Consider the following 23,136-nt stretch of genomic DNA (forward strand, 5'->3'; position numbering starts at 1 on the left):
AAATATTTCGGTGTCAAACTTAGCCCGTCGAAGTGCAACAAAACACAAGTTTCGGATAGGCTTCGACAACACTTCGATAAGCTCAGTGTGACAGCTCTATATCCATTCTGTTATCAATCTGATTATGAACACTGAATCACAACTTTGCCTCTCACCTTTCGATCCATCATTTCTTCCAGAGCTTTAGGAGCTTCTTCTAACGGATATATCTTATGGATATGTGGTTTTAATTTTCCTTCTCCTAACCATTGCATTAATTGCATAGTATTTTCCATATTTTTCTTAGGAGTCTTCATTGCAAAATTACCCCAAAACACACCTACGATTGAGCAACCTTTTAACAATGTTAGGTTCAAGGGAATCTTTGGGATACTTCCTGCAGCAAAACCTATTACCAGGTATCTACCTTCCCACGCTGTACCTCTTAATGCAAATTCTGAATAATCACCTCCTACAGGATCATATACCACATCAGCTCCTTTTCCGCCAGTTAGTTCTTTAATTCTGGATCGTAAATCTTCTCCGGTATAATTAATCACTTCATCGGCGCCATATTCTTTGCATAGCTTCAATTTTTCATCAGAGGATGCAGCAGCGATTACTTTAGCGCCCATCAACTTTCCTAATTCTACAGCAGCAAGACCAACACCACCTGAGGCTCCTAAAACTAACAACGTTTCTCCTTCTTTCAGCTTTGCTCTATCTTTTAATGCGTGATACGATGTTCCATAAGCGATCATAAAAGATGCAGCAATCGGGAAGTCCATTTTTGGAGGTTTTTTGAAACATACATTAGCCGGTACAGCAACTTCTTCTGCATATCCACCTTGCATTACAAATCCAAAAACCTCATCACCTACCTTAAGATGTTTTACTTGTGATCCAACTGCTTTTACCACTCCTGCCACATCACTTCCGGGAGTAAATGGTAGTTCTGGTTTAAACTGATATAACCCTTGAATGATCAGAGTATCAGGAAAATTCACTCCACAAGCTTTTACTGTAATTAAAACTTCATTTTCTTTTGGTTCTGGACTTTTAAGATCCTCCAGTATCAGATTGGTTGGTAATCCATATTGTTTACAAACTATTGCTTTCATAGTTGGTTTGTGAGTATTTTGAGTGATTGAGTTAACTCATTGTTATTTATATAATTTTTATTCAAAATCCTATTCTCGATACACTTCTCCTATGGTCGAAGCACTCGAATCGACGGATTTTATTACTCTTCAATAACTTTTAATATTAGTTTTCCCATTTTATCTCCGGAAAACAAACGCAAGAACGTTTCGTGGAAATTCTCAATTCCTTCATAAATATCTTCTCTGCTTTTTAGCTTTCCTTGTGCTAGCCAACCACCCATTTCTCTGGCTGCTTTGCCATAGTCTTTTGCATAATCCATCACTACCATTCCTTGCATTGTTGCTCTATTTACTAATAATGACAGATAATTTTTAGGCCCTCTCATATCTTCCATATTATTATATTGTGAAATAGCTCCGCAAATTACGATTCGTGCGTGCATGCGTAATCTTGATAGTGCAGCATCCAGAATCTCTCCTCCTACATTATCGAAATACACATCAATTCCTTTTGGACATTCTCGTTTGATCGCCTCATAAATATCTTCGGATTTATAATCAATTGCAGCATCAAAGCCCAATTCATTTACCACATAATCACATTTATCTTTTCCACCTGCAATTCCGATAACACGACAGCCTTTGATTTTTGCGATTTGTCCAACCACACTACCAACAGCTCCAGCAGCTCCGGAAACTAAGACCGTATCTCCTTCTTTAATCTTACCCACTTCTAAAATTCCGAAATATGCTGTCATTCCCGGCATTCCTAAAGTACCGATATACATTGGCAAAGGTGCTAAACTTGGATCTACAGCATACCAATTATCACCATTGGTAACAGTATATTGTTGTACGCCGCCCCAACCTGTTACATAATCTCCTTCTTTAAATTTAGGGTGGTTATTTGATTTTATTACTTTGCCAATAGAACCGGCACGCATAACATCATCTAATTCTACAGGTTCTATGTACGATTTACCTTCTCGCATCCAACCTCTCATAGCTGGATCTAATGATATATAATGATGTTGCACCAATATTTCTCCTTCTGCAGGTTCTGGAATTGGGTTGTCTTGCAGTTCCCAAGTATTTTTATCTGGTAGTCCTTCAGGACGATTTTTTAAGATGATTTGTTTATTCATTTTTGTGTTATTATTATGTTTTACTATAAATTCTAAGTTTTTATTATTTTTTCTGAAGACTCTCTACAAAAGCTTTCATTTTGGCTCTTATTTCTGGTTTCCACCAAAGTGAAATTGCTTGTTCCAGATCCACTTTGGGATCATCTTCCATATTCTCCAACCAATCTTTTCGGAGTTTATATTTAGTATTCTTGAAGATGTCTTCATCAGCCTGCAAATATTTTTTCATTTTGGCTTCAGCTTTTGGCAATACTTCTTCTAAATCACACACTTCATTCACTAATCCGGAGGTCAAAGCTTCGTTTACGTTCAATAATTTTCCTCCTAAAATACATTCGTTTGCTTTTCCTTCTCCTAACCAATACGAGTATCCTCTAATTAGATTATTAGAAATCTGAATATTCACCGCTACTTCGTTTAATCCAATAGTATACTTTTCTCCTGCAGCCATAATTCTGTGATCAGCAGTAATCGCAATGACACAACCTCCTGCTGGAGCATATCCTGTAATCGCACAGATAAACGGTTTCGTAAACTTGGTCAACTGAATATACATTCCACCAAAATCATTGAAAAATTCATTCATTTTTGACTCATCATAGCTATATAGCTCGATTACATCCAACCCTGCCGAAAAGAAATGTGGAGTTCCAGTGATAATGACTCCTTTAACAGCATCATCAATTTCTAAATCCGAAAAAGCTTGCCTTATTTCCTTAGTCATTTGATGGTTAATCGCATTTACTTTGCCTCTATGTAACTGAACAATAGCGTAATTGTGTTTTCTTTCAATTCTAATGGTTTGCATTCTTGGTTATAGCTTGATTAAATGATTAATTAATAGTTTTACAAAGAGGTTCCACCATCTAAAGTAATTGTTTGTCCTGTAATGAATTTGGTACTATCAGAAGCCAGCCATACAACAGCTTCAGCTATTTCTTCAGCGAGTCCATATCGTTTCATCGGAATCACACTTTTTAGCATCTGATCCATATCCGGTCTTACTGATAACAATTTGCTTAATAAAGCAGATTCTGTATATCCAGGACATACGGCATTAATACGGATGTTTTTAGTAGCATATTCTAATGCTGCAGATTTAGTCATTCCGACCACCGCAAATTTACTGGCGCTATAGGAAAGATTATTCAATGATGCCTTTAAACCTGCTAATGAAGCAAGGTTTACAATATTTCCGTGACCTTGTTTCATCATTTGTTGTAATGCAAGTTTCATACAATAGAATACTCCTGTTTGATTTACTGCAATGACACTATCCCAATCTTCTAAAGAGTATTCTCCTGTTTTTGTCATTTTTCTGGGACCAATGCCAGCATTGTTTACGATCACATCTAGCTGCCCAAACTGCTCTACGGTAGTATTGATCAGTTGTTCTACCTCTTCAAACTTAGCTACATTAGCAGCAACCACTACTGCTTTTCCTCCTCCATTATTAATTTCGTCGGCAATGCTTTTGGCTTTTCCTTCTTTTATATCAGAAACCACAACGGTAGCCTGGTATTTTGCAAAATGTTTTGCTGTGGCTGCTCCTATTCCTGAGCCTGCTCCAGTCACTATGACTATTTTATCTTTTACTTGCATATACTTATTTAAGTTGGTTATTCTATATTTATTTTGAAGTACACAAAATCAATCGGGAATCTGATAAGGCACGACTCCGCATATCAGCAGGATACCCTTCTCTGGTGATCATTCCTATAAATTCTTGCTTACTCTCGTATTCTACAATCAGTATCTTATCCCATTCTATAGTATTTTCCGGACCGATTAAACCAAACAAAGGCTTGCCTTGATATATCACTTTGGCACTTGTATCTTGGAAAAAAGGTAGGATCGCATTCATATATTGTGCATAAGCCTCTGCTCCAGTGGTTTCGGTTTCTTCTACTTTATCCTTAAACTTCAAAAGATTGATCATCTGAAAAGGTCCATCGACTTCAAATTCCATAAAATCATGAAACTGCTTTTGTGTGATTCCTGTAAATGTATTGGTCATAGAGATTATATTTTATAATCGAATTTCTGTGAGTCCTTCATATTGTTGAAAAATTTCGGCGTAATGCTCTTTGATATTATTCATTATAAAATCAAATGGAAGATCCTCAAAATGTCCATAATCTTCAATATATTCCATAAAAATTCCTCCGTCATTATCAAACTCCTGAAACATGGAATCTTTTTCTCCATCAAACTCTAAAGGAGCCACGTTACATTTTTCGCATAGCGCCTTATTAAAAGCGGGAGATGCTTTTAGCCATTTTCCGTCAAGAAAAACATTGACCATCCCGTGAGGTGTTAATTCGTTAGTGCCAAATTTTTCTATCAACCGCTCCACACCAATGTGATTTTTCACCTTGGCAAGATGAATTCTTGCAGGAATTCCCAATCCTCGTAAACAAGCAATCAGGAGTATAGATTTGTCCAGACAATGACCGCTACTTTTTCTTGCAGTCCAGCTAGCCTTGTATGCATCTTTAGTCAGGCTTATATGGTATGGATCATACCACCAGTTATCTCTTACTTTAAGGTATAACCGTATAGCTTTCTCCTTAGGAGTTAATGTATCCGTATTAAATTCTTTAATAATATTCTGGATCTCATCCGATTCATAATCAAAATAGTATGTTGCCTCTAAATAATCCATTATAACCTAAATTTAATCTATTTTCTTGGTCTGAATAGCTTGCCAAGCTAGATTACAAAGCAATTCTGCTGCTTTGTTTAATTGTGCAAAACGAGGATCTGTCGTTAGCCCTTTATTATATCGATAATAAATCTGTTGAGCAATTACTGCTATTTTAAAAAGTCCGAAAGCATAATAGAATATAAGATGATCTACATCTCTTCCGCTTTTTTGCGCATATAGCTCTACAATCTCGCTTCGGCTTGGATTTCCCTCCATTATGGTTGGTGACGGAATACCTTGCTGAACGAACTCATGATCACTGCTCATCGTCCAATATCCTAAAGACGTGCCCAAATCCATTAAAGGATCTCCTAATGTCGCCATTTCCCAGTCCAGCACTGCTATTACTTCTTTCCAGCTATCGTCTTTAAAAACTACATTATCATATTTAAAATCGTTATGAACCAAACTATATCTATAGTCTTTAGGTTGATGTTCTTTCATCCATTTCATCACCTTCTCTGCCGCCGGAACATCATCTGTAGCTGCATTAAGGTATTGTTTTCCCCAATTCGATACTTGTCGCTCCACATAGCCTTGTGGTTTACCTAAATCTTCTAACCCTACTGCTTTATAATCTATATCATGAAGGGCTACAAAGGTATTCAACCAGGAATCAGCAATGGTTTTAAAATCATTGGCCGAAACATTCCTTTTTTTAGCTTCTCGGGCACTTAGAATAATACCATCTACTTTTTCCATAATATAAAAAGGACAACCTAGAATACTTTCATCATCTGTAAAAGCATACATTTTTGGCACTTTCGGAAATGCTTTATACACACCTGATTGTACCTTAAACTCTCGTCCCATATCGTGCCCTCGCTTAATTGCTCCAAAAGGTGGACGACGCAATACATATTCTTTCTCTTCTATTTTTAATAAATAGGTAAGATTAGAATACCCATGTGTATATTGTTCTACCTGCCAACTACTTTGGTCATTATCTATCAATCCTTTTTTATGAAGGAATAATTTTAAAGTTTTTTCGTTTAGTTCTTCGCCTTTGCGTACGTTTTGCATTTTTTATTCTGAGTATTTTTTAATCACACTTTTTCCTAACTGGTACATATGCACTTCATCTGGACCATCGGCTAGACGCAACATCCTTGCAGCAACAAAAAAATGTGCTAAAGGCGTGTCAGGACCTACTCCTTTTCCGCCGTGTATCTGCATAGCTCGATCAATTACTTTTAATGCCATATTAGGTGCTACAATCTTTATCATTGCGATTAAGTCTTTGGATGCTTTATTACCTAATTTGTCCATTTTATCCGCTGCGGACAGTGTTAGCAATCTGGCTTGTTCAATGTCACATTGTGATTGGGCAATCTCCTGACGAATACTACTGTAATCTTTAAACGTTTTTCCAAAAGCTATGCGTTCTGCGGCACGTTTGGACATTAATTCTAAAGATCGTTGTGCCATCCCAATCAAACGCATGCAATGATGGATACGACCTGGTCCTAATCTACCTTGTGCAATCTCAAATCCTCTACCTTCTCCTAAAATCAAATTCTCTTTTGGTACTCGTACATTGTCTAAAACAATCTCCGCATGACCTTCTGGAGAATCATAGAATCCAAATACTGATAAAGGTCTGATTATTTTTAATCCCGGTGTATCCATAGGTACCAATACCATACTTTGCTGTTGATGTCTTGGAGCGTCTGGATCCGTTTTTCCCATCACAATAGCAATCTTACAATCGGGATTCATTCCACCAGACGACCACCATTTTGTACCATTGATCACATATTCATCACCATCCTTAACAATAGAAGTCTCAATATTAGTAGCATCAGAAGAAGCTACCTGTGGTTCTGTCATTAAAAAAGCAGAACGAATTTCTCCATTCATTAAAGGATCTAACCATTGTTGCTGTTGCTCCGGCGAACCATACTTGGCTAACACTTCCATATTTCCTGTATCAGGAGCACTGCAATTAAATATTTCTGAGGACCATAATATGCGCCCCATAATTTCTGCTAAAGGTGCATACTCAAGATTTGTTAATCCTGGACTTAGGTCTCCATAACTTTTGGGTAAAAACAAGTTCCATAATCCAGCTGCTTTTGCTTTTGCCTTTAAGTCCTCCATTCCTGGCCATGGTTTCCATCGGTTAACAGGATTGTAGATAAAGGTGTTTACCTCTTCTTCTACAGGTAGTATATGTTCTTCAAAAAAAGCGGTAAGCTTTTGTTGGAGTTCTATAATTTTTTCTGAATACTCAAAATTCATATTATAATATCTTAATGCTATTGACCTTCAACATGAATACAGTAAAAAACTGAAGTTAAAGGTTAGTATTTTTATCTAATTCTTCTTTTGCGTTAGGGATTACTCATTGATTTCTATTATTTTAAGAAATCGTGAATACAAAGCATTTGTAATGGAAATCCCGCATCCGCCTCAGGCGAAGAGGAATTGCAATGTAAAGTCCGCTCGAACGCCCAAAAACGTGTATCAGCCTGCAATCATATAACCTCCATCCGCATTGTACACGCTTCCGGTCATATAAGCTCCTGCTTCTGAAGCTAATAGACATACCACGCCAGCCATTTCATCAGGCATTCCCATACGTGCTGTTGGTAACGTCTTTTCTATTTTATTCAGTAACTTTTCGTTTTGCCAAAGTGCCGCACTAAACTTCGTTTTGATCAATCCCGGACATAATACATTGGCACGGATTCCGTATTGTCCCCATTCTTTCGCCTGGTTTTTGGTAAGCATCAATAAAGCCGCTTTGCTAGTACTATATAATCCTAATCCTGCTCCAGGATGTAAAGCTTCCACAGAGGCAATATTAATAATACTGCCACCACCACGTTCCTGCATAGATGGTAAGATTAAATTGGATAACATCCACGGTGCTTTGACATTCACATCCATAATCTTATCAAATACTTCTTCTTCTGCATCTTCTATAGGACCATAAATAGGATTAATTGCTGCATTATTTACTAAAATATCAACTCCGCCATAATGCTCGATTGTCTTTTGAACAAGCTGCTTTCGTTGATCAGCTTTACCAATATGACAAGCGATACCCACAGCCTCTAATCCAGCTGCTTTAAACTCGGCTGCCACTTCATCTACAGCTTCCTGATTTCGGCTACTGATAACCACTTTGGCACCGTGTTCTGCCAATCCCTGTGCTATGGATTTTCCGATTCCTTTACTTGAGCCTGTTATTATGGCTACTTTTCCTTCTAAATTAAATGATTGTTTTATGCTGTTCATTAGGTAGTTAATGAATTAATGTTTTAATGATAAAATGGGTTAATGCTATAATGATAAAATGAGGAAAATGAATTAATTAAAAACCTCTTTCTCTCCTGCAATTGTTAATACTTCTTCATCCATCAGAATCTCTGCCAGACCACTGGTCTTAGGTAATTCATATTTAAAATAGAATTTCATCGCGTGAATCTTGCTTTCGTAAAATTCTTCAGAGTAAGTGTTTTTTCCAGTTATAATGGCATTTTTAGCATTTACCGCCATATCTAACCATATCCAGGCTATCGTAATATTACTAAAGAATTCCATAAACGGTGTTGCGTCCGACAGAAAACGTTCATAATCTCCTTTTTTAGCAAAACCAACTAAGAAACCTATTACCTTTTGAGTTAACAGCAGCTTTTGTCCTAATGTATTCGCATACCCTTTAAGATCATCATATTCTGAGGCTTGTCGGACGGTTTGCATTATTTCATTATTAAGCAATTCTAAAGCCTTGCCATTTTCCATCAGAAGTTTTCTTCCTAATAAATCCTGAGATTGTATACCTGTGGTTCCTTCATAAATAGGGAAAATTCGGATATCTCTATAATATTGTTGTAGTATAAAGTCTGAACAGAACCCGTAACCTCCTAAAACTTGCAATCCATTAGAAACTGCGTGCGCACCCATATCCGATGGATAGGTTTTTACCATCGGTATGATCAGTTCCAACAACAAGCTATACTTCTCTTTTTCAGCTTTATCCTGTGATGTTTCTTTGAAATCATAATATTTCGAAGCTAACAGCACCAGACTTAAGGAACCTTCTGCAATTACTTTTTGTAACAACAGCATTCTACGTACATCGGGATGATTAATGATCAGTGTTTGTCCTTGCTCAGGATCTTTTTTACCTGTACTGGCCAGTTTTCTACCTTGCGGACGTTCTTTTGCATATTCTAATGAAGCTTGATACGCTGCTGTAGCAATCGCAGCAGCACCTCGTCCCACCGCAATACGAGCACCATTCATCATCAAAAACATATACTTAAGCCCTTGATTTGCTTCTCCTACTAACCAACCTTTACAATCATCCGCATCACCAAAACCTAAATGCGTAGTACAATATCCTCGCTGACCCATTTTTTGGAAATCAGCAACTGTGGTTACATCATTAGCTGCCAAACCACCATTTCCATCAGGACGTTTTTTAGGAACAATAAATAAAGATATTCCTTTGGTTCCTGCGGGTGCCCCTTCGATACGAGCTAAAACCAAGTGCACAAAATTATCAGCATATTGATGATCACCCCCAGAAATAAAAATTTTCTGTCCTAATATTTTATAAGAACCATCTTCCTGAGGTGTTGCTTTTGTTACCACATCTGATAAAGAACTACCAGCTTGTGGTTCTGTTAAGCACATCGTTCCACCCCAATTTCCAGAAAGCATATTAGGAACATAGGTGTCATTTAATTCTTTATTAGCAAAATGGATAATTAACTCTGCTGCACCAAGGGTTAGTCCTACGTAACCCGGTAAATGATTATTAGCCGCATCTTGAATAAAGGCAGAGGCTGTATACATCATCATCGGTAATTGTAATCCACCTGCTTCATAATCAAAGGTACCAGAAATGAGTCCCATCTCTCCTCCTTTTTTCATCATCACCTCTACTTGTTTATGAACCACCACGCCTCCATCTTTATGGTAGGCGGGTTTTTCGTCCATTTCTTTAAAATATGGAAACAATTCCCGATCTGAGAATTCTTTAACCGAATTTAAAAATAAGTCTAGGGATTCTTTATCGTGATCAGCAAAACGATCTTGCTGTAACACTTCTTCTAATTGATGAACATCATATAAAAGGTATTTCAGGGTATCTAAATCTATATATTCTTTAGCCATTGTGTGAAGTTTTAAGAAGTTGATTATTAACAACTCAATAAATTTCGTGAATATTTAGTAGATTCTAATTAAACTGGTTTAATAAATATGAATTTTAAGATATTCTTTGGTTTTAGACATAAAAAAATATCTCATCCAAACTACAGCACCTCATCTCGCCCATCGCAATAGCGCTGTCGTCCAAGAAGAAGGAACATCGCAGGTTTTAAAATAGCTGAATAGTTATAAAATACTAATCTAACCAAAGTCTACTAGTAATGAATCTTTATTACTTTTTACTCAGTCTTTTGCGGATTTTAGAGAGTCCTACAGGCGTTAATCCCAAGTAAGAAGCAATTAGGTATTGCGGAACACGTTGAAAAAGTGATGGTCGCTTTTCTAATAATTGTAAATAACGTTCTTGGTTCGATAAATTTTTCATCCGATTAATACGCTGGAAGTTATTGATAAAAGCTTTTTGCATAGACAATCGTCCAAAACGTTCTAAAGCATGCGAATGATCAAAAACTTTTAAGGCATCTGATTTAGAAATGACATATACTGTGGAATCTTCTGTAACTTCCAGATATGATTCTGATGGAATTTCCTCTATATAAGGATAAAGATCCGTAAAGAAAGAACCATCTGTGTAAAACTCCATAACTCTTGTAATTCCTTCTTCTATGGTATAAAAGGTAACACATCCTTGCTTCATAAAATAAAAATTCCGAATGTGCTGACCAGGTTTTACAAGAAACTCCCCTTTTTTAAAGGTTTCCTTTTTATAAAACTGTAGCCCGAACTCCATTTCAGAGTCACTAACGGGTGTAAAAGAGCGTATTTTTTGTTCTAAATCTTTCAAGATGTATGGCTGTGATAGCGAAAGAACAAAATATTTGGGTATTGAGCAAGTGTGCTAGCAGTTATCCCAGGAATATTAGTAATCATTGTATAAATCTGGTCCTTTTATATGATCAAGATAGGATCTATTAAAATCAGGTAATACTATTATTTTCCTTTACACTTCAACAAGCTCAGTGTACGGAAAACAAAAAGAGGTTGTTTATGGGAAACAACCTCTCCTACTATTTATAAACTACACTAAACAATTTATTATTATTTACGGATCGCATAACTAGATGCGCCGGGAAGGTCTCTTAAAAAATCTAAAACATTCTTTAAAATAAGGTCAATAGAAGAATAAAGATGATTCATAACTGTGTGATTTAAGGTTTAACTGAAGTAAATATACAAAGTTATTAACATATAATCAACATTATCATCGAGTTAATGTTAATAATTATATATAAAACTTATTTTAATCGATAAAAAACACAAAAATTGTTCATAAAATTGTTTATAAGTGTTATTTTCCTACAAAAATTGTTGATAACCTAGATAAAACTGTGAAAAACATCGACTTTATGAACAAAAACCTGTGAATATTGATGGTTATCAACAAAATTGAGGGAAAAATCCCAATAAAATACAGCTATATTGTTGATAACTATCAAATTATTGACAATATTTAAAATAATCACCAAATAACTTTGATCCGTATTACTACTACATTGACATTCATTCTTTTATTTATTCCGTACTCTTATCGACTGTAAAAGTTCCTAGGCTAATTAAAAAAGACATTGCAGTTAGGAAGGTATAAACATACGTTTATATTGAACCTAACTTTCATTTTCTTTGTTCGCCCAAAGAAAACGAAACAAAAGAAAAGGCGCTTTTTTCAAGGTATTTTTTAACTATGCTAAAAACCGCATTTATTTTGCTAAAATCTTTCAAAGGCTTCAATATTTTTAACACAAAACAAATCTTATACTGGTGAAAAAAGATTCTTAAAACCATGCTTTGGAACGATAATATTTATGTAATAGATCTGATAATTAGTTTTATCTTTCCTTAGTAATTCTCTTCTCAAAAAACATTCGCATATTTCTCTTTTAACTGTACCTTTGCCAGATGTCAAGTACTATGAAAAATCAACAACATATTTTACAAAAACTGGGGATCGAAGCGCTAAATCCTATGCAGGAAGAAGCTAAACTAGCGATTTCATCTAGTGATAATGTTGTCTTATTATCTCCTACAGGAACAGGTAAAACAGTTGCATTTTTACTGCCCATCATTGAGGCATTAGATTCAGATTGCACAGAGATCCAGACGTTGATTCTTGTGCCTTCCAGAGAATTGGCTTTACAAATAGAGCAAGTTGCTAGAAATATGGGCACAGGTTTTAAAATCAATGCAGTCTACGGTGGAAGATCAGGATCTCAGGACAAACTTGATTTAAAACATCGTCCTGCAATTCTTATTGGAACTCCCGGAAGAGTTGCAGACCGTTTACGAAGAGACAGCTTTTCCGTAGATTATATCAATACTATCGTTCTGGATGAGTTTGATAAATCACTAGAAGTAGGTTTCGAAACTGAAATGACAGAAATTATAGAAGCGTTACCGAATATTCAGAAAAGAGTACTAACCTCCGCTACGCATGAAGTAGCCATTCCAGAATTCGTAGGGTTACAAAACCCGGTACAAATCAATTATCTGGATACAGGTTCTTCTCAATTACAAATCAAAACCATTATTTCTGACACCAAAGACAAGTTACCAACACTGGTAAAAGCACTAAGTCATATCGGTAATCAACCAGGAATTATCTTTTGTAATTATAAAGAATCGATTCAGCGAGTGAGTGACTTTTTAAAAGAACATAAAATCAGTCATGGTTGTTTTTATGGTGGTATGGAACAAAAAGACAGAGAACGTGCGTTGATCAAATTTCGTAATGGAACTCATCAAATTATCGTAGCGACGGATCTTGCTGCCAGAGGGATTGATGTTCCCGAAATCAAATATATTATTCATTACCACCTACCGCTTAAAAGTCAAGAGTTTACGCATAGAAACGGAAGAACAGCCAGGATGAATGCAGATGGAACTGCTTATATTCTACAATGGCAAGATGAAGAGCTTCCGGAATTTATAACAAATCCAGAAGAAGAGATACTGGAAGATGCTCCTATACCGAAGCCATCTGACTGGAAAACTCTCTTTATTTCTGGAGGAAGACGAGATAAGATTTCTAAAGGTGATATTGCAGGACTATTCTTTAAACAAGGAAAATTAAGCAAAGACGAACTAGGAATTATCGAAATAAAACCTGATTGCGCTTTTGTAGCCGTAAAAGCTTCTAAAGCGAAGAAAGTGATAGAGCAAGTTACTAATACAAGATTAAAGAAAAAGAAAGTACGAGTATCGATGATATAGGAGTTTTCGATATGTTTTTGATAAGACAAAAACACTAACATCGACGGATTTTATAAATAGCTCTATTTCAAGATTTAAAACCCTTTCCCTTGCGGGGAAGGTTAGGATGGGTCTTTCTTTAAAAACATCCTCCTCCTCGATCCTCCATCAAAGGAGGAACTAAAAGCTACAGATAGAATGAATGTAAGTTTAAATACTAGATAAAATTTTTATTAGATGTTTTAAACTGTTATAATTTTAATTCAGAAACTTAAAAATATAAAAAAGGAACTATTACAAAAAACAGTTCCTCTTTTTAAATTATGTGTTATTTGACCGCTAATTAAGCATCTACTCGGATAATTTTTGCTCCGATTGCACGTAGACGTTCATCAATATTTTCATATCCTCGGTCGATCTGTTCTATATTATGAATCGTAGAGGTACCTTTCGCACTCAATGCTGCAATCAACAATGAGATTCCCGCTCTGATATCTGGAGAAACCATGGTCGTAGCTTTTAGCGTTGATTTAAAATCATGACCAATGATAGTTGCTCTATGTGGGTCGCACAAAATAATTTTTGCTCCCATATCAATTAACTTATCTACAAAGAACAAACGACTCTCAAACATTTTCTGATGTACCATCACTTCTCCTCTTGCTTGTGTTGCCACTACTAACACAATGCTCAGCAAGTCAGGCGTAAAACCTGGCCAAGGTGCATCAGAAATGGTCATAAACGATCCATCAATATAACTTTCGATCTGATAACCATCTTTGTGTGCAGGAATATATATATCATCACCTACACGTTCTAACGTAATTCCTAGTTTTCTAAAAGTATTAGGTATAATTCCTAAATTCTCCCAACTTACATTTTTGATGGTAATTTCACTTTTGGTCATAGCAGCCAATCCGATCCACGAACCAATTTCGATCATATCCGGTAATACTCGATGCTCACAACCACCTAGAGATTCAACTCCTTCAATACTTAATAGATTGGAACCCAAGCCTTCAATCTTTCCTCCCATCGCATTAATCATCTTACATAATTGTTGTAAGTATGGTTCACAAGCAGCATTATATATCGTGGTTTTTCCTTTTGCCAATGCTGCTGCCATGACAATATTAGCCGTACCAGTAACAGAAGCTTCATCTAATAACATATGAGTTCCCGTTAATCCCTCTGGTGCTTCTACTCCATAAAAACGTTCTTCCTTATTATATCTAAATTCTGCGCCAAGATTAATAAATCCCTCAAAATGAGTATCTAATCTTCTACGTCCGATTTTATCACCACCAGGACGAGGAATATATCCTTTACCGAACCTTCCTAATAAGGGTCCGACGATCATTATTGATCCTCTTAGCCCACTTCCCTCCTGTTTAAATTGTTCACTTTCAAGATACTCCAAATTGAGTTCATCACTTTTAAAGGAAAACTTACCTTTACCAAGTTTTTGAATTTTTACACCAAGATTTCTAAGAATATCAATCAATTTATTGACATCTCGGATATCTGGAATATTTGAAATTGTTACTTTTTCTGGGGTTAACAATACCGCACAAAGAATTTGCAGGGCTTCATTTTTAGCTCCTTGAGGTGTGATTTCACCTTTGAGCTGATGCCCGCCTTCGATTTGAAAAGTACTCATAAAAGTTGAATGGTTATTGGGTTTGGAATTGGTTAATAGCGTTTTTTACCTCGATTACTTCCACCGCCTCTGTAATTCTTTTTTCCTGAACCACCTGAACGATAGCTTTTCTTCTTGCCTCTCATTAAATCTGTAGCAGTACTTAAATCTTCCGCACTACCACGAAGATCTATTTTACCATCACTTAATTCCAAAAGATGGTTAAATATTGCTTTATCATCTACGGTATCTTTATTCCAGTTGAGATAACACTTTTTCATATGATTGGCAATGGTATAGATCAAAGCCGTTTTTAAGTCACCTTCTTCCCAGCTATTCGCCACATCAATCATTCTTTTAATATTATTACCGTAGTAACGATATTTCGGAAAATTTTGAGGGTATTCTAATGGTTCTGGTCTCTCCTCTAGCTTTTCTTTGGTAAGAATCGGATATGGTGCATCTACATCCAGTTTAAAGTCACTGATGATAAATAGCTGATCCCATAATTTATGCTGGAAATCAGGCACATCTCTTAAATGAGGTTGCAAATTCCCCATGACCGCAATTATTGCTTTTGCTACTTTATTTCTTTCTTCTTTATCTTCAATTTCTACCGCCTGATCAATCATCTTTTGTAAGTGACGACCATATTCCGGGATAATAAGCTTATCACGCTCTGTATTGTATTCTAAATTATTAATCTCCATATGATTGTTAACGTCCATAAAATCTAAGTAATATGAGCTTATCTAAAAAGGGATGGTAAGTTATCAAACAGATTATTGCTTAGGTGCAGGCTTTTCAGTTGCTCATTTATTGTTTCGCAAAATACTAAAATTAAATTAGTATGCTTATTGAAGAGGGTAAAATATTTTTAACTATAAAGATATCACTCCTTCTACCTTTACAGCAACCTCTTTATACTTTACTATCACATGATCAGGGTTTTTCATTCGCACATTTACAGAAACGCTTGTATACTTACCGTTTTTAGACTGTTTTTTATTAATCACAGCTCCCAAATTATCAAATATTTCTTCAATCTGACCTACCTTTTCAGAATCGGTTGGTACAATAAATTTGTATAAATAAGAGGTAGGCCACAACGCAGTATCGGCCAATTGAACCTTTAATTTTTTATAAAATTCTTCAGAATTAGAAGCGTTACTCATGTATTACCAATTTTTTTACAAAGATACACGTTCTCATTCACAAATCAGAATGCTACGGTTACTCTTTTATCCTTTGCAGTAAAGCTTTATAATCCTTTATAGTATCGATATCGTCCGTTTTACCGGTTCCATCAATGGAGCTTATTTGACCTTTATATTTTTTGATGATGTAACGTGCACCATAATCTTTATCCAGAAGTGATAATTCGTTAAAATATTGCTGGGGAAATATCGCTGGAACACTGCTTTTACCTTTGTCTGATGTAACAATTATTTTTGCTTGGTTTTTATTAAATTCTAAGATTAAATTTAAAAGATGGATCCTATCTATAAATGGTTGATCAACCAAGGATATCAAAACCGCATCAAAATCTTTATCTCCTTTTAAGATCTGTTGTATTCCAAAACTAATAGAGGCTCCCATTCCTAATTCCCAATTCTCATTATTAAGAATTTCTACCGGCATATGTGCAATTTCTCTTCTAATAACTTCAAAATTAGCTCCTAGAATAACAAACGTAGTGAGTTGATTAATTGATAGAGATTTTTGTATTTCGTGTAAGATTAAAAAATCTCCATTCCAGGACAACAACTGTTTTGGACTACCCATTCTACTAGAAGAGCCTGCTGCCAATATGATATGTGCAATTTGTTTAACGATTGATCACTATATTGTCAACTGTTCTCCCCTGGGCATTGCCATGAATTCCACCTATTTTATCTTGTAACGGAATAGGTTGCTGATTACGAACTACCGATAAAATTTCAGCAATAATCGAAATCGCAATTTCTTGTGGAGTTTCAGCACCTAGATTGAGTCCTGCGGGACCGTGAATACACTCCATAAACTCAACTGCAACGTCAGGAAAATATTCGATAAAGGCAGATAGTAGCTTTTCTCTTCTGCGAGAAGGCCCCAGTAAACCAATGTAAATAGGTTGTGTATCTTTAATTGCTTGCAAATACAATAAATCTTTAGCAAAATTATGGGTCATCAGAATAATCGCAGTTTGTTTATCCACCTTATCTAGATCTAAATCCTCAGGAGCTTGATATCTAATCTTACTCGCTCCAGGAAAATCAGATAAATTTTTTAGACTTTTGGGTGTATTGACTACCTCGACTTCCCATCCTGTGGCCGATGCCATTATACTTAGTTTTGCAGCATCGTGTTCTGATCCGATAATGATCAATTTAAAACAAGGCTCCATTGTTCGATTAAAACAAGCTAGACCAGCGTTGTTTTTAACTGCATCAATATCGAAATGATTTGAGAATTTGAATGTTTGGATATTTCCAAAAGAGACTATAGACCCTATATCACCATTCGACTCTCCATCTTTAGTATAGTAAGACTCCATCTGGAACGGTATTCTGGAAGCCAAATTATGTAGTATTGCACACACGGTATCATTACTTGGAGCGAAACGTTCGATCAGAATATATAGTATTCCCTCACAGCCAAGTCTATATCTTCCATTATATGTCATCACCTTTGCGGTACCTGTAGCAAAAACCGATTGTGACTGTAGCCAAACTTCCTTTTCGACACAACCACCGCTCACTGCACCAGTCATGTGTCCATTTTCCAGAATTAGCATTCCTACTCCAGGTCTTCGGTATGAGGAACCATCAACGTGCACTACTGTTGCGATGACGGTTCGTATTCCCTCTTGACTCGCTTTTTGATAGGATGAAATTATTTCTTTAAATTCATGAGTCATATTATCCCAGAACTGCTTTGTTTTCCATATTTTTAACAAATGGTTGTTTAGTCATCCGGACTCCTTTTGCTGCTTTGATTGCATTGGCAACTGCAGCTCCTGCAGGTGGTAAAGTAGGTTCGCCCAAACCTGTTGGAGCGATATCACTCTCTATAAAGTAGGTATCGACAATTGGCGTTTCATTCATTCGAATCAAACGATAAGTATCAAAGTTAGTATACTGTGGTGCTCCACCTTTAAATGAGAAATCACCATACATAGCGTGTCCTATTCCATCTATTACACCACCCTCTATCTGATTTTTAGCGCCTAATGGATTGACTACAATTCCACAATCAACCACACAAGTAACTTTTTTAACCACGGGTTGATCGTTTTCTAAAATAACATCGGCTACTTCTGCAACGTGTGTATTATGGCAATAATAAGAGCTAAAACCTTGATAGACTCCTTCCGGTTTTTTACCCCATTCTGATTTCTCAACTGCAGTTTTAATTACCTGTTCCAATCGCTCGGGCGAGTATTGTATTCTCTCGTCTGTTGTTCCTTTTACATTTTGCAATAAATCCAATCGCAATTGAACATTATCTACTTCCATTAACTCTGCTAAATCATCAAAAAAACTTTGCTCGGCAAAAGCAAGGAAATTAGTATAAGGAGCTCTCCACGCACCCGTTGTTATATTACTATCATATTTCGCAACATGGACTTGATAATTCTCTATCGCCCCAGCTGGGAAAAAATTCGGAATTAAGCCATACATGTTCGAATTAATTGAAGCTTCTTTAAGATGATAACCAGTTATCTGTCCATCTTTTATTGAGGCTGCTATTTTATATTTTATTGCAGGTCTGTAAATTCCTGCACTCATATCATCTTCTCTAGTGTATACAAGTTTAATCGGTTTTTTGACTAAGTTTGAAATTAAGGCAGCTTCTTGAGCAAAATCCCCGTATAATCTCCTGCCAAAACCACCTCCCATTCTTGTCATATCTACCGAGATATCATCGATATTACGTTCTAATAATTCTGCTACTGACCGAGCTGTTCCTGCAGGTGTCTGTATAGGACCAATCAACCTAACTTTTTCATCTGTTACATCAGCAAAGAAATTCATAGGCTCCATACAATTGTGAGGTAAAAAGGGAGATTCATAAACTCTTTCCAAAACTTTATCTGCATTTGCAAAAGCGCTTTTTATGTCTCCATCGGATCGCAAAGTATTAAACTCATTTCCTTCTAATAAATCACTAAGAATCTTGTCATGTTCCTCTGTACTTTCTAACTTAGTATCTTCTTTCCAATTAACTTTCAGTTTCTTTTTGGCTTTAATAGCAGACCAAGTATTATCAGCTAAAACAGCAATCCTGTTTTTAAATTCTACGATTTGTTTGACACCATTTACCTTTAATGCTTCCGAATCATCATAGTCAGCTAATTTTAAACCAAACGAAGGTGCTCTAACCACTGAAGCAATTAACATCCCCTCTTCTTTATAATCCAAACCATATAAAGGTTTTCCGGTGATTATTTTATCGACATCCACATTAGGAATGTCCTGTCCAATAATTTTAAAATCTTTTGGATCTTTTAGTTTAATATTTTCCGGTACTGATAAAGAAGCTGCCTCTTTAACTACTTCACCATAACCAAGCGTATCACCATTACTATTCTTTATAATTCCGCTTTCTGTACTGCAGGTAGCAGGATCAACTCCCCATTTTGCTGCTGCTGCATTTACCAGCATTTGTCTTGCTGTTGCTCCTGTTTGTCTTAGTGGTTCCCATCCTTGTCTTATGGATTGGCTACCGCCTGCAACCTGACGGGTAAAGTTTTTAGTATCGAGAGCTCCTTGAACAACGTGTACCATATCCCACGGAACATCCAATTCTTCTGCAATTAACATAGGCATTGATGTTTTAACTCCTTGTCCAATTTCAGGGTTTGGAGAAAAAATAGTTACCATGCCATTATCGGCAATTTTAATAAAGGCATTAAAATCATTAAAATTAAGATCAGCAATGTCTACTACCTCTGTCGGTGGCGTAGCTTCTGGCTTACAAGCCTGAAATAGATTAAAACCAATCAAGATTCCTCCACCAGCAAGCGCTGATGTTCTTATAAATGACCTTCTACTTACAGAAGGAGTCGTTATATGTTTCATTATTATCGGATTTAAATTGGTTAGCTTAATTTACTGGCTGCTTGTTCTACTGCCTTTTCAATTCTATTATAAGAAGCACATCTACAAATATTACCACTCATAGCATCTCTAATCTCTTTCCTACTGGGATTCGGATTTTGATCTAAGAAAGCGGCAGCTGTCATAATCTGACCGGCTTGGCAATATCCACATTGCGGAACATCAATCTCTTTCCACGCTTGTTGTACAGGATGAGAAATGTCTTTAGACAAACCTTCTATTGTTTTTATGTCCATCTCTGTAGCTACAGAAACTTTTAATAAACAACTTCTGGTTGCCACTCCATCTGCATGGATAGTACAGGCGCCACATTGTCCTATGCCACAACCAAACTTAGTTCCTACAAGATCAAAATGATCTCGTAACACCCATAACAAAGGTGTGTCTTCATCAGTTTCTACAGAAAGTGATTGACCATTTACTTTTAGATTATAAACAGGCATGAGTTTAAATTTTAAGATTTGTATTTATTTAGTCTAAATAGCGTATTTCTTACTATTATGTTTCTGAAGTTACTAAAAATACATATGTACAAATGGAACTTTAACAGAGCTTTATGGTATACTTATCAAAGTATTTTCAAAATCACATTATAATTCCGAAATTTGTATAAAATTTATTTCTTTGGCACATCACAAAATTGTTATTACCGGAGGGCCTTCTACCGGAAAAACATCGATCATCAAAAATCTTGAACAAGAAGGCTTCTTTTGCTTTCCAGAATTTATCAGAAGTATTACCCAAGAAGCTAAGGATAACAGTTCTCTGGAAATTATTTCTAACCCTATTGTTTCTGTTGCGGATCCGTATGACTTTAATATGCAGTTATTAAATGGAAGAATTGATCAGTATAATGATCAAATTGCAGATGATAAAGAAATCGTCTTTTATGATAGAGGAATTCCGGATGTGCTCGCTTATATGAATCTTTTTAATCAAACGTACGACGATACCTTTATAAAGGCATGTAAAAATTACCCTTATGACAAGATATTCTTGTTACCTCCTTGGAAAGAAATCTATGTTTCTGATGAACAACGCTATGAAAGTTTTGAAGAAGCACAACAGATTCATCATCACTTATTAGACATATATTCAGGATTTGGGTATAATTGTATAGAAGTTCCTTTTGGAAATGTAAAAGAACGTAGTACCTTTATATTACAACACGTAATATAGCTATAGTATTGATGTCTACCCCTATTCAGTTATTGAAGGAAAATTGGGATCATGATACTTTCAGACCTTTTCAGGAAGAAATTATCAATGCCATTCTTGAAAACAACGACACCTTTGCTCTACTTCCTACCGGAGGTGGAAAATCTGTTTGTTTCCAGATACCAGCACTCCTAAAACCTGGAATCTGTATAGTGATTTCACCACTTATTGCTTTGATGCAGGATCAGGTTCAACATCTTCAACAAAAAGGTATTAAGGCTATTGCTCTTACCAGCGGAATTAAATATTCGGAATTAGATACCCTATTGGACAATTGTATCTACGGTAATTATAAATTCTTGTATCTATCCCCTGAACGACTTCAGCAGGATTTAGTAAAAGAACGGCTTAAAAGAATGAATATCAACCTTATTGCAGTGGATGAAGCGCATTGTATTTCGCAATGGGGAAATGATTTCAGACCTTCTTATAAGAAAATAAAAATTTTAAGAGAACTGAAACCCGCAGTCCCAATGATCGCTCTTACAGCTTCAGCCACGCCTGAAGTTATAAAGGATATCGTCAAAGAACTTGATTTATTTCAACCAAAAATATTTAGACAATCTTTCTTTAGAAGTAACCTTGGATATATGGTGTATCATATTTTGGACAAGAACGATAAATTGATAAGAATTCTGAACCGTTATCAAGGAAGCGCTATTATTTATGTTAGAAATAGGAAATCAGCTATAGAGATCAGTGAGTTTTTAAATGCTAGTGGATATGCAGCCACATATTATCACGGTGGTGTTGATGTAAAAGAAAAAACAAAACGCTTTCAGCAATGGCTATCAGAAGAAATCAGAATTATGGTGGCTACTAATGCTTTTGGAATGGGAATCGATAAGTCAAATGTGCGAACGATTATACATTATACTATTCCGGAGAGTATAGAAAGCTATTTTCAAGAAGCCGGAAGAGCTGGGCGTGATGGAGAAATGTCTTATGCTTTTCTTTTAAAGAACGAAAATGATATTCTACGAGTACAAAATCAATTCATTAAAGTACTGCCAGATGTAGACTTTGTGAAACTAGTGTATCGTAAATTGTGTAATTACTTTAGAATATCTTACGGAGAGGGAGAGCAGACCACTCACGGTTTTAATTTTAATGCTTTTTGCAAAACTTATCACCTTAATACTTTACTAACCTACAATGCATTACAATTTTTAGACCGTTGCAGCGTCATTAATTTTACTCAGCGTTTTACTAAAAAGAGCGTAGTTCATATTACAACGACCGGAAATCAAATTCTCAGATATTTAGAAGAGCATTCACATTTAGAATTAATAACTAAAGCCATACTACGCACCTATGGTGGAGTTTTTGACGAGGAAGTAGCTATTAATTTATCTCTGATTGCTTCAAAAGTGAATACTACAGAAAACAACGTAATTGATGTTTTAAATAAACTACAAGATGCAGAGTTATTAAATTTTGAGTATCAACTAACAGATGCAAATATTATTTTTTTAGTTCCTAGAGAAGATGATCACACTATTAATAGAGTAAAACCGTATATTAAAGAATTGAGTGCTTCGAAAGCTAAAAAAGTAAAAGCAATGGTCGACTTTGTACAAAATGACTCTATTTGCCGAAGTAGACAATTACTTAGTTATTTTGGAGAAAAAGAATCTAAAAATTGTGGAATTTGCAGTGTATGCATCTCAAACAATGATGTACTTACAGATCCCAACGAGATAAGAAACAATATTATTACTCTTTTACAAAAGCAAGGTTTATCTTCGAGAGAGCTTTTAACTCAGTTAACCTGTCCTGAAGAAATAGCACTTCAGGTTTTAAGAGAGTTAAACGAACATAATATCATAAAAATTGATTCATATAACAACTATCAACTAGTATAAGAAAT

21 protein-coding genes are annotated in these 23,136 nt (G+C 35.8%); 3 read left to right on the top strand and 18 right to left on the bottom strand.

Features of this window, described 5'->3' with window-relative positions:
- Positions 1-122 precede the first annotated feature (122 nt).
- The 11 genes from ACE94K_RS16340 to ACE94K_RS16390 form a co-directional block, all read right to left on the bottom strand.
- Positions 123-1,100, bottom strand: coding sequence for an NADPH:quinone oxidoreductase family protein (locus tag ACE94K_RS16340; protein ID WP_378174676.1), 978 nt, complete (start codon positions 1,098-1,100; stop codon positions 123-125).
- Positions 1,101-1,222: 122 nt separating this feature from the next.
- A complete protein-coding gene (locus tag ACE94K_RS16345) occupies positions 1,223-2,227 on the bottom strand; it encodes an NADP-dependent oxidoreductase (protein WP_378174679.1) in 1,005 nt (334 codons plus the stop codon).
- Positions 2,228-2,270: 43 nt separating this feature from the next.
- On the bottom strand, positions 2,271-3,035 hold the full coding sequence (locus tag ACE94K_RS16350; RefSeq protein ID WP_378174682.1) for an enoyl-CoA hydratase/isomerase family protein: 765 nt from the start codon (positions 3,033-3,035) through the stop codon (positions 2,271-2,273).
- A 38-nt stretch (positions 3,036-3,073) separates the two neighbouring features.
- A complete protein-coding gene (locus ACE94K_RS16355) occupies positions 3,074-3,829 on the bottom strand; it encodes an SDR family NAD(P)-dependent oxidoreductase (protein ID WP_378174685.1) in 756 nt (251 codons plus the stop codon).
- 28 nt (positions 3,830-3,857) lie between these two features.
- Positions 3,858-4,244, bottom strand: coding sequence for a hypothetical protein (locus ACE94K_RS16360; RefSeq protein ID WP_378174688.1), 387 nt, complete (start codon positions 4,242-4,244; stop codon positions 3,858-3,860).
- A gap of 12 nt (positions 4,245-4,256) precedes the next feature.
- Positions 4,257-4,892 carry a transglutaminase family protein gene (locus ACE94K_RS16365; RefSeq protein WP_378174691.1) on the bottom strand — a complete coding sequence of 212 codons (636 nt, stop codon included), beginning with the start codon at positions 4,890-4,892 and terminating at the stop codon, positions 4,257-4,259.
- A gap of 12 nt (positions 4,893-4,904) precedes the next feature.
- Positions 4,905-5,957 carry a phosphotransferase family protein gene (locus ACE94K_RS16370; RefSeq protein WP_378174694.1) on the bottom strand — a complete coding sequence of 351 codons (1,053 nt, stop codon included), beginning with the start codon at positions 5,955-5,957 and terminating at the stop codon, positions 4,905-4,907.
- A gap of 3 nt (positions 5,958-5,960) precedes the next feature.
- The gene (locus ACE94K_RS16375; RefSeq protein WP_378174697.1) at positions 5,961-7,175 is read right to left on the bottom strand and encodes an acyl-CoA dehydrogenase family protein; all 1,215 of its coding nucleotides are present in this window, start codon (positions 7,173-7,175) and stop codon (positions 5,961-5,963) included.
- A gap of 225 nt (positions 7,176-7,400) precedes the next feature.
- On the bottom strand, positions 7,401-8,177 hold the full coding sequence (locus ACE94K_RS16380) for an SDR family NAD(P)-dependent oxidoreductase (RefSeq protein WP_378174700.1): 777 nt from the start codon (positions 8,175-8,177) through the stop codon (positions 7,401-7,403).
- A gap of 72 nt (positions 8,178-8,249) precedes the next feature.
- Positions 8,250-10,064 carry an acyl-CoA dehydrogenase gene (locus tag ACE94K_RS16385; protein ID WP_378174703.1) on the bottom strand — a complete coding sequence of 605 codons (1,815 nt, stop codon included), beginning with the start codon at positions 10,062-10,064 and terminating at the stop codon, positions 8,250-8,252.
- A 268-nt stretch (positions 10,065-10,332) separates the two neighbouring features.
- Positions 10,333-10,905, bottom strand: a complete 573-nt coding sequence (locus ACE94K_RS16390) for a Crp/Fnr family transcriptional regulator (RefSeq protein WP_378174706.1) — start codon at positions 10,903-10,905, stop codon at positions 10,333-10,335.
- A gap of 1,112 nt (positions 10,906-12,017) precedes the next feature.
- Between ACE94K_RS16390 and ACE94K_RS16395 the strand changes: the two genes are divergently transcribed.
- Positions 12,018-13,328, top strand: a complete 1,311-nt coding sequence (locus ACE94K_RS16395; protein WP_378174709.1) for a DEAD/DEAH box helicase — start codon at positions 12,018-12,020, stop codon at positions 13,326-13,328.
- Between the two features lie 322 nt (positions 13,329-13,650).
- Here ACE94K_RS16395 and murA read toward each other — a convergent pair whose 3' ends face one another.
- The 7 genes from murA to ACE94K_RS16430 all read right to left on the bottom strand — a co-directional run bounded on the left by murA (position 13,651) and on the right by ACE94K_RS16430 (position 20,491).
- Positions 13,651-14,967, bottom strand: coding sequence for a UDP-N-acetylglucosamine 1-carboxyvinyltransferase (gene murA / locus ACE94K_RS16400; protein ID WP_378174712.1), 1,317 nt, complete (start codon positions 14,965-14,967; stop codon positions 13,651-13,653).
- Between the two features lie 32 nt (positions 14,968-14,999).
- A complete protein-coding gene (locus tag ACE94K_RS16405; protein WP_378184296.1) occupies positions 15,000-15,656 on the bottom strand; it encodes a DUF4290 domain-containing protein in 657 nt (218 codons plus the stop codon).
- A 171-nt stretch (positions 15,657-15,827) separates the two neighbouring features.
- Complete coding sequence (locus ACE94K_RS16410) at positions 15,828-16,121, bottom strand: DUF493 family protein (protein ID WP_378174715.1); 294 nt, start codon at positions 16,119-16,121, stop codon at positions 15,828-15,830.
- A 58-nt stretch (positions 16,122-16,179) separates the two neighbouring features.
- On the bottom strand, positions 16,180-16,755 hold the full coding sequence (locus ACE94K_RS16415; protein WP_378174719.1) for an NTP transferase domain-containing protein: 576 nt from the start codon (positions 16,753-16,755) through the stop codon (positions 16,180-16,182).
- Positions 16,756-16,774: 19 nt separating this feature from the next.
- Complete coding sequence (locus tag ACE94K_RS16420) at positions 16,775-17,845, bottom strand: XdhC family protein (RefSeq protein WP_378174722.1); 1,071 nt, start codon at positions 17,843-17,845, stop codon at positions 16,775-16,777.
- 1 nt (position 17,846) lies between these two features.
- Positions 17,847-20,009: a molybdopterin cofactor-binding domain-containing protein gene (locus ACE94K_RS16425; RefSeq protein ID WP_378174725.1), complete on the bottom strand. Its 2,163-nt coding sequence runs from the start codon at positions 20,007-20,009 to the stop codon at positions 17,847-17,849.
- Positions 20,010-20,029: 20 nt separating this feature from the next.
- Complete coding sequence (locus ACE94K_RS16430) at positions 20,030-20,491, bottom strand: (2Fe-2S)-binding protein (protein WP_378174728.1); 462 nt, start codon at positions 20,489-20,491, stop codon at positions 20,030-20,032.
- Positions 20,492-20,672: 181 nt separating this feature from the next.
- On the opposite strand from ACE94K_RS16430, the gene ACE94K_RS16435 reads away from it, so the two are divergent.
- Together ACE94K_RS16435 and ACE94K_RS16440 are read left to right on the top strand one after the other, a co-directional pair.
- Positions 20,673-21,227 (top strand): AAA family ATPase, encoded by a 555-nt coding sequence (locus tag ACE94K_RS16435; protein WP_378174731.1) that lies wholly within the window; start codon positions 20,673-20,675, stop codon positions 21,225-21,227.
- A gap of 11 nt (positions 21,228-21,238) precedes the next feature.
- Positions 21,239-23,131 (top strand): ATP-dependent DNA helicase RecQ, encoded by a 1,893-nt coding sequence (locus tag ACE94K_RS16440; protein ID WP_378174734.1) that lies wholly within the window; start codon positions 21,239-21,241, stop codon positions 23,129-23,131.
- Positions 23,132-23,136 lie beyond the last annotated feature (5 nt).

The sequence above is a fragment of the Aquimarina besae genome, from assembly GCF_042434905.1.
In the GTDB taxonomy this organism is placed as follows: domain Bacteria; phylum Bacteroidota; class Bacteroidia; order Flavobacteriales; family Flavobacteriaceae; genus Aquimarina.